Source organism: Atlanticothrix silvestris CENA357, assembly GCF_016056295.1.
Taxonomy (GTDB): domain Bacteria; phylum Cyanobacteriota; class Cyanobacteriia; order Cyanobacteriales; family Nostocaceae; genus Atlanticothrix; species Atlanticothrix silvestris.
In genome coordinates this window covers 192625-200996 of the sequence record NZ_JAECZB010000049.1, presented here as the reverse complement: position 1 = coordinate 200996, position 8372 = coordinate 192625, and the positions used below count along the sequence as shown (strand labels likewise).

7 protein-coding genes and 2 pseudogenes are annotated in these 8372 nt (G+C 40.7%); 7 read left to right on the top strand and 2 right to left on the bottom strand.

Features of this window, described 5'->3' with window-relative positions:
• Window positions 1-93: 93 nt before the first annotated feature.
• Window positions 94-308 (bottom strand): annotated as a pseudogene (locus I8751_RS16590) (ISKra4 family transposase); the annotation flags it as partial.
• 73 nt (window positions 309-381) lie between these two features.
• Here I8751_RS16590 and I8751_RS29695 point away from each other — a divergent pair.
• From I8751_RS29695 to I8751_RS16555, 6 genes and pseudogenes are all read left to right on the top strand, one after another.
• Window positions 382-1428, top strand: a pseudogene (locus I8751_RS29695) (ISAs1 family transposase); the annotation flags it as partial.
• Window positions 1429-1843: 415 nt separating this feature from the next.
• Window positions 1844-2791 (top strand): aldo/keto reductase, encoded by a 948-nt coding sequence (locus I8751_RS16575; RefSeq protein ID WP_214440236.1) that lies wholly within the window; start codon window positions 1844-1846, stop codon window positions 2789-2791.
• Between the two features lie 239 nt (window positions 2792-3030).
• Window positions 3031-3969 carry a PEP-CTERM sorting domain-containing protein gene (locus tag I8751_RS29690; protein WP_225894195.1) on the top strand — a complete coding sequence of 313 codons (939 nt, stop codon included), beginning with the start codon at window positions 3031-3033 and terminating at the stop codon, window positions 3967-3969.
• Between the two features lie 388 nt (window positions 3970-4357).
• Entirely contained in the window at window positions 4358-4627 is a 270-nt protein-coding gene (gene grxC / locus I8751_RS16565; RefSeq protein ID WP_214440235.1) for a glutaredoxin 3, read from the top strand.
• Window positions 4628-4745: 118 nt separating this feature from the next.
• The gene (gene gshB, locus I8751_RS16560; protein WP_214440234.1) at window positions 4746-5726 is read left to right on the top strand and encodes a glutathione synthase; all 981 of its coding nucleotides are present in this window, start codon (window positions 4746-4748) and stop codon (window positions 5724-5726) included.
• 87 nt (window positions 5727-5813) lie between these two features.
• On the top strand, window positions 5814-6350 hold the full coding sequence (locus I8751_RS16555; protein WP_214440233.1) for a dihydrofolate reductase family protein: 537 nt from the start codon (window positions 5814-5816) through the stop codon (window positions 6348-6350).
• 18 nt (window positions 6351-6368) lie between these two features.
• Here I8751_RS16555 and I8751_RS16550 read toward each other — a convergent pair whose 3' ends face one another.
• The gene (locus I8751_RS16550) at window positions 6369-6758 is read right to left on the bottom strand and encodes a metal-sensing transcriptional repressor (RefSeq protein WP_214440232.1); all 390 of its coding nucleotides are present in this window, start codon (window positions 6756-6758) and stop codon (window positions 6369-6371) included.
• 321 nt (window positions 6759-7079) lie between these two features.
• Between I8751_RS16550 and I8751_RS16545 the strand changes: the two genes are divergently transcribed.
• Complete coding sequence (locus I8751_RS16545) at window positions 7080-8294, top strand: HhoA/HhoB/HtrA family serine endopeptidase (RefSeq protein WP_214440231.1); 1215 nt, start codon at window positions 7080-7082, stop codon at window positions 8292-8294.
• Window positions 8295-8372 lie beyond the last annotated feature (78 nt).

Here is an 8372-nt window from a genome sequence, read left to right as displayed (position 1 = left end):
GAAAGTAGTGTATTCAAGGATATCGTAGTAGTAAAAATTACTAATGATTACTCTTTACTCCCCCAGCCTCCCCAGCTTATCTTCGTGACATTCGCTTTTTAGTCTTCGTTTATACCCTGCTCTTGTGTCTGTAACTGTTTCGATAAAAAAACCCCTACTTCTGGCGTGACGTGCTTCTGCATTTGACTTCGCACTGCCTCTTCAATTCCTGCAAGGTTTGTGAGCTTTTCTTTTGACGTATCTTCGTACAATATTTTAGAGATTGCCTGAATATGTTCTTGAAGAGCTTGCTGTTGTTCTGGGGTCATTGCTAGGTAAATGCACTCGTCTTACTTATCCTGACTGATTTTCACCTTCTTTGCAAAAAACTGGGATGCTCCCATTGATATCTTGACTATTGCCATTTGTGCGGTGATATGTGGGGCGGACAGTTGGGTAGCAATTGAAACATATGGATGTGCGAAGTATGAGTGGTTAAAAACATTTTTGGAGCTACCAAATGGGATACCATCACACGATACTTTTGCAAGAGTATTTGCACAGTTAGATCCACAGGAATTTCAGTCATGTTTCTTAAACTGGATGAAATCAATACAGAAAATAACTTCGGGTGAAGTAGTTGCAATTGACGGAAAAACTGTATGTGGCTCGTATGATAAGAGTCATGACTCTTGTGCAATCCAAATGGTAAGTGCTTGGGCAACTACAAATAAATTAGTTTTGGGACAGGTAAAAGGAGATAAAAAATCAAATGAAATTACAGCAATTCCCGAATTATTAAAGGTATTAGAGCTATCTGGATGTATCGTGACGATTGATGCAATCGGTTGCCAGAAAGAGATTGTGAAGTTAATTACACAGCAATCAGCAGATTATGTAATCACATTAAAAAAGAACCAAGGTAATCTTTATGACTCAGTTGAAAAACTATTTAGAACAGGGATAAGCATGAGTTTTGAAGGAATTGAGCATAGCACACATAAAACAGAAGAAACAGGGCATGGTCGTCATGAAATTCGCAATTACGTAATGTTAACTGGAATTGGGTCACAACTTGATCCAGATTCAGCGTGATCAAAGTTTAGCAGTGTTGGGATGGTAGAGTCCATTCGCTTATCGGATGGTAAAACAACAGTCGAAACTCGTTATTTCATTAGTAGCCTTATCAAGAATGCTGAAGAATTTTCTAATGCTGTTCGCAGCCATTGGGGTATAGAAAACTCATTACATTGGGTGTTGGATGTTGCTTTAAAAGAAGATGACTGCCGGATTAGGAAAGACAATGCTCCACAGAATTTTGCGGTATTACGGCAAATTGCTGTCAATCTTTTAGGTAAAGAGAAGCGAGTCAAACGAGGAATCAAAAATAGACAGTTTCTCGCCGCGATGAATAATAACTATTTATTAAGTGTTTTAGCGTTAGCTTAAAACAGTATATCAAAACTTGAATTGAATGTTTTATATGAAAGGTTTATTTATTCTCTCAATAAATATGCTTTTATTTACCCCATAAGTGGATATTTTTAGTAAGAATGAATAACCGTCTAGTTGAAGATAAGTTAATTCACAAATTGAGCAAATATTTAATTTGTTTTGTTTATAATTGACTCAATTTCTTCAATTATTTATGTCATTTTGAAATCTTTCTTACTTTTTATTAGTAAATAAGATGCGTTCGCCCTGGTACCGTAATCCCTTTTCCTTTTAAGTATATTAGGGAGTATAAGAAATTTGGTGATACTAAATGACTCTATGAGTGAGTACTAATTAAGTACAATAGCTCTTTATTTGAAACGCTACACTAGAAAGGTAAAGAAATGTAAACAAATTAAATTTTGCCAACATGGAAACCGTCACATTAGGGCAAAATGGTCCAGCTGTTACACCCCTTTGCATAGGCACTTGGGCTTGGGGTGATAAACTATTTTGGAACTATGGCGATCGCTACGGCCCAGAACAATTGCAAGCAGCTTTTACAGCAGCCTTAGAAGCTGGTATTACCTTCTTCGATACTGCTGAAGTTTACGGAATGGGAAAGAGTGAACAATTTTTAGGGCAATTTATGCAGCAAGCACAAAAGCCTGTGCAAATTGCCACGAAATTTGGCCCTTTACCGTGGCGATTCACGAGTCAGTCTGTTGCTGATGCTTTAACTGATAGCCTTAAACGTCTACAAGTAAAACAAATAGCCTTATACCAAGTGCATTGGCCGTTTGCCTTCTTTTTAAGCCAAGAAACTTTAATGAATGCCCTTGCAGATGAAGTGAAGCGAGGCAGAATTGCTGCAATAGGTGTGAGTAATTACTCAGCAGAACAAATGCGAGACGCACATCAAATATTGGCAGCCCGTGGAGTACCTTTGGCTGTGAACCAGGTACGTTATTCTTTACTCAGTCGCCAAATTGAAAGCAAAGGTATTCTGACAACTGCTCGTGATCTGGGTGTAACTATTTTGGCATATAGTCCCCTAGCTCAGGGATTGCTCACAGGCAAATATACCCCTGAAGGCGCTGAAATTCCTAGCGGTGCTAGGAAGATAGACTCACGGTTTAAGAAAGAAGGTTTACAGAAAATTGTACCAGTAATATCTTTACTACGCAGTTTAGGAGAAAAATACGATCGCACCCCGGCTCAAGTTGCGCTCAATTGGTTGATTGCTCAGGGGAACGTTATTCCCATTGCTGGGGTGAAAACAGCCGAACATGTGCGTCAGAATGCAGGTGCTTTGGGTTGGAGATTAAACGATGATGAAATTACGGGGTTAGAAACAATTAGCCGCCCTTGGCTATAGTCTTCTCAATTACTCAAACATAGGGAACCACATTTCTGAGATTGTGAGTTCCCAATCCAACTACTTGATCTCAGTATTTATACTATTAATTCAACGATTATTTATATAAAAAAACCAATAAATAAAGATATGAATAAAACGCTGAAAAATAGCAGACGTTTAGCAAATACAAGTACACAATTGGATTTGCAATTAACAAATAGTTCCGCAGGGAACGGCTATTATTTAGTACATCACCTATGGCAAAAGCATTTTCTATTCGGCTGGGATATTCCCTATTAGTGGCTGCGGGTGTAGCTGTAGCTACATCTTCCTTCAACCCTGCTAATGCCGCCTCAATGAGTTTCACTGCTACTAACTTTACAGGCAATCCGCTGCAAATTAAATATACTCTTGATGACACAGTTGCGGGTGCTGGAAAAGTTCAGTTTAAAGTAGAGTTTTTAACAGACTCAACTTACAAAAATATTGGCGATATCCGCGGAGTCTTCTTTAACATTAAGGATAATGCGCTTCTATCTGGTCTCCAAGTAGCAGGTGTGGGCGTAACAACAACTGCATATAGCACCAGTGGACAGCTTGGAAGTGTCGGTTCAGCCAATCTCAACGGTGATGGAAATACACATACATTTGAATACGGTGTAGAAATTGGTACAAACGGTTTAAAGGGTGGTAAAGACGACTTTCAAACAGCAACATTTGTCCTTTCTCACGCTACAGCAGCCTTAACCCTCGATCAGTTTTTCAATCAAGACTTCGGCTTGCGTGCAACAAGTGTAGGGCTTCCTGGTTCCAGTCGTGAAGGAAGTAGCAAACTTGCAGGTGTATCCACACCAGCACCTGCACCAGCACCAGCACCTGCACCAGCGCCAGCACCAGCACCAACACCAGCACCAGCACCAGCACCAGCACCAGCACCTGCACCAGCACCTGCACCTGCGCCTGCACCAGCACCAGCACCAACACCAGCACCTGCGCCTGCACCAGCACCAGCACCAGCACCAGCACCAGCACCAGCGCCTGCACCATTACCTCCGACTTACTATACACCACCTGCTCCCCCTAAATCTCCACCTGTACAAGTACCCGAACCTGGTACAGTAGCGGCTTTAGGCTTATTAGCTATGGGTACATTCAGATTGAACAAGAAAAACAAAAAAGATATTCCACAGGCTTAAAAAATACTGCTGAATTTTCATAGAAATCAAACATGGGCTTAGAGGTGAATAAATACTTCTGACCCAATTTTTATAACTGCAATACTGTCAATTTGTTAAATTACAGGATGCAAAAACATAAAATATAATCAAGATTCCAGTTGTAGACAAAATTTAAGAATCGATAGACTATTGATACTTCTTTCCTAAGCCACAATTACTGAATGAGTTGAACTGAGAAACGAAACTCAGCCGACAAGATTTTGGTAGTTGAAAGCCAAGAAGGGAGTAATTTTTATTTTTTACAACTATACTGAGCCATTTCTACAGTTAAAAAAAACTGGATAAGCCGCTATGGTCAAGAGCAAAGATCTAAAATTAAGAAGTATTAAACCAAATTGAGGATGTTATGGCTGCCAAAGTAGAAATTTACACTTGGAGGACTTGCCCATTTTGTATTCGTGCCAAAGGTTTGCTCAAGCAGAAGGGAGTTGAATTTACCGAATACAGTGTTGATGGAGACGAAGCAGCACGAGATAAAATGGCTGAAAGATCTAATGGAAGACGCTCTGTACCACAAATTTTTATCAACGACGAGCATATTGGTGGTTGTGATGATATCCACGCATTAGACAGTCAAGGTAAGCTAGATGAGCTACTAGCTGCTAGCAACGTGTAGGCTGAAAAAATATGAGGATTGTGCTTTTTTCTATAAAAGCAATTGTGAATCGGTCTGAACATCAGGAGATAATCTAAATTGAATAATTCAGAATTCCCTGGTGATTGAGGCGAAAAGCGTGAAACTGGCTTTTATTATTGATCCTATCCATCAACTCGACCCATGTCATGATACTAGTGTTGCACTGATGGAAGCAGCACAAGCTCTAGGACATGAAATTTGGGTGACTCAAGCAAACCTGCTGAGTGTGGCAAATGGCAATGCTTGGGCTATATTACAGCAGGTGGAACTTGTACCAATACAGTTGATGGAAGGGCAGTGGGTAGCGGCGAATCCTTGGTATAAGTTAAGTGAACGTTCCTTAACTCCTCTGGAAACAATGGATGCTGTGTTCATGCGAACAGATCCACCAGTCAATGACTCATACCTTTATGCTACCTACATTCTAGATTACGTTGACCAAAACAAAACTTTAGTAATTAACAGTCCTAGTGGTATTCGAGGGGCAAACGAAAAAATGTATGCCCTCCAGTTTACCGATGCAATTCCAGAAACGATAGTCAGTGCCGATAAGCAAGTTATTAGGCAATTTGTTGAAGCTAAGGGAATGACTATTCTCAAGCCACTAGGTAATAAAGCTGGGGAAGGAATTTTAGTTCTACAATCAGGCGATCGCAATTTCAACTCCATAATTGAACTTAGTACCCTTCAAGGTCGAGTGCCAGTAATGGTGCAAACTTATCTCACAGAGGCAAAAGAGGGAGATAAGCGAATTATTTTACTCGATGGTGAACCAATTGGTGCCCTTAATCGCCTTTCTAGTGGCAGTGATTTTCGTAATAACATGGCCACAGGTGGTACAGTCGCTCAAACCAAAATCACCTCAAGAGAGTCTGAAATCTGTACCCAATTAGCCGTAAAATTACGTAAAGACGGCTTAATTTTTGTGGGTATTGACGTAATCGGTGGCTACCTTACCGAAGTGAATGTCACTAGTCCTACTGGAATTCGTGAAATCGACCGATTAGATGGTACTCGCCTTGGCCATCAGGTTATTCAGTGGTTAGAACAGAATCTACCAACTCAAAAACTCAAATAATTGGCATTTAATTGACCATATCTATAAGTATGGGCGATCGCATAATGTTCATCCATCAGTAAGAACTAAAAAATCTTCGTGAAAATTATGCGAAAAATCACTTTGTTTATTGCTTCTAGTCTTGATGGATACATTGCTAGGCAATCAGGTGAAGTGGATTGGCTATTTACTGATCAAGACTATGGTTACACTGAATTCTTTGCCCAAATTGACACAGTAGTTATGGGTAGTAAAACCTATCAACAATTATTGGGTTTTGGAGAATATCCCTATAAAGGCAAAAAAGGTTTTGTTTTCTCCAAAACTATAGAAAATGAAACAGATGAAAACGTGACATTTGTGAGGAGTAATTGGCAAGAATTTATCAACACCCTACGTCAAGCCAGCGGCCCTGATATATGGCTAGTTGGAGGCGCACAAATTATTTACTATTTTTTGCAACATGGTTTTATTGATGAATTAATTCTCTCCATACACCCCATTATTCTAGGAGATGGCATTCCACTGATTGTGAAAGATCCCAATCTAGAAATATCACTAGAGTTGAAGACAGTTAAAACTTATGATTCCGGCTTGTTGCAAGCATCCTACGATTTGAAAAGAAAGCCTACAAATATAATCTAAAAAATATGTTGTGACGAATTAAGGTAGAAACCGATCTAAAGCGGCTTTCAACTGTGCAATTTCAACTTCCATATTGCCTTCTTTGGCAGCTCTTGCAATACACTCAGTTAAATGCTCATCCAAAACGATTCTTGCTACCTTATCTAATGCGCCCCGCACAGCGGCAATTTGTAACAGAACGTCAGGACAAGGGCTATTTTGCTGCACCATTGTCTTAATACCGCGGATGTGTCCTTCTATACGTGATAGTCGATTAACAATTCGCCGTAAGGACTCTTCGCTATGGACGTGAGGATGAACCGACTCTCCATGTCCATGAGTATGATCTGTATGCTCATGGCTGTGGGAATTTTCTACTTGCTGGGCTATGGGCAAAGATGCTTGAGTTAATCGGTTTGATCCATTCATGGTTTATTGGGGCACTGGTGATACTTAAGATCCTAGCCTAGAGGAGAATGGTTCACTAATGGTAATAGAGAATGGGGATTAGCTGACCTCATTAAAATGGTAAAAACCGAACCTTGCAATGGGAAATCTCCATAATAGCTACGGCGCTGAATGTTCAATTACTTTAATTACAGAGACTTTGCAATAGGTCTCAACTCCAACATTGGAGAAACAGCAACACATCACAAGGCAGAGATTGTCATCAAAACTGTAAAAATAACCATAGATAGATAAATTGTTACGACTAAACAACAACTAGGTTTCTAAATTTAGGTTGTGATTATGCGATTTCCCAAATTATTCCGTTCTATACGTCGACTCAGTTCCCATCTATTAGCCATAATTTTAGGAGTGGCACTAACCGTTAGCACCTTGCGGGTGTTACCCTCACTCGCAGAACCGGCACCTAATTCTGTGGCTGCGGATACACCAGAATTGATTGCCCAAAGGCAATCGCCAGCGGCGGCTGCTATAGGTAACACTAGTTTTGTCACAGCAGCTGTAAATCGTGTTGGCACGGCAGTAGTACGGATTGATACAGAGCGTACAATATCCCGTCGAGTTGATCCATTTTTTGAAGACCCCTTTTTTCGTAGATTTTTTGGTGAAAACTTACCTCAACAGATGCCTTCTGAGCAATTACGCGGTTTAGGCTCTGGTTTCATTATTGACAAGAGTGGATTAGTTCTCACCAATGCCCATGTAGTTGATAAAGCTGATAAGGTGACAGTCCGCCTCAAAGATGGCCGCACCTTTGAAGGTCAAGTTAAAGGCATTGATGAAGTAACAGATTTGGCAGTTGTGAAAATTAACGCTGGTAATGACTTACCTGTTGCACCTTTGGGTTCTTCTAAGAATGTGCAAGTAGGAGACTGGGCGATCGCAGTTGGTAATCCTTTAGGCTTTGATAATACCGTTACCTTGGGAATTGTCAGCACTCTCAAACGTTCTAGCGCCCAAGTGGGTATTTCTGACAAACGCTTGGATTTCATTCAAACCGACGCTGCAATTAATCCAGGTAACTCTGGCGGCCCCTTATTGAATGATCAAGGTGAAGTGATTGGGATTAATACCGCTATTCGTGCTGATGCTATGGGTATTGGTTTTGCTATTCCTATTGATAAAGCAAAAGCGATCGCATCTCAACTACAACGAGACGGAAAAGTTGCTCATCCCTATTTAGGAGTGCAAATGGTAACTTTAACGCCCGAAATGGCAAGGCAAAATAACAGTGATCCCAACACCTCGATCCAAATACCAGAAGTTAATGGTGTAGTGGTAATCAGAGTTATACCCAATTCTCCAGCCGCTAATGCTGGTGTTCGACGTGGCGATGTCATTGTCCAAATTGATGGTAGACCCATCACCAGTGCTGAACAGTTGCAAAACATTGTGGAAGACACTCGTCTTGGTCAAGTGTTGCAGGTGAAAGTGCAACGAGGTAGCCAAACACAATCGCTTTCAGTCCGCACTGCTGAGTTGCAAAATGCTTCTTAGGTAGAGGGGTACTATCGAGCTTCTCAATTGCATGGAATACAGACCTAACCCCCAGCCCCTTCCCTACAAGGGAAGGGG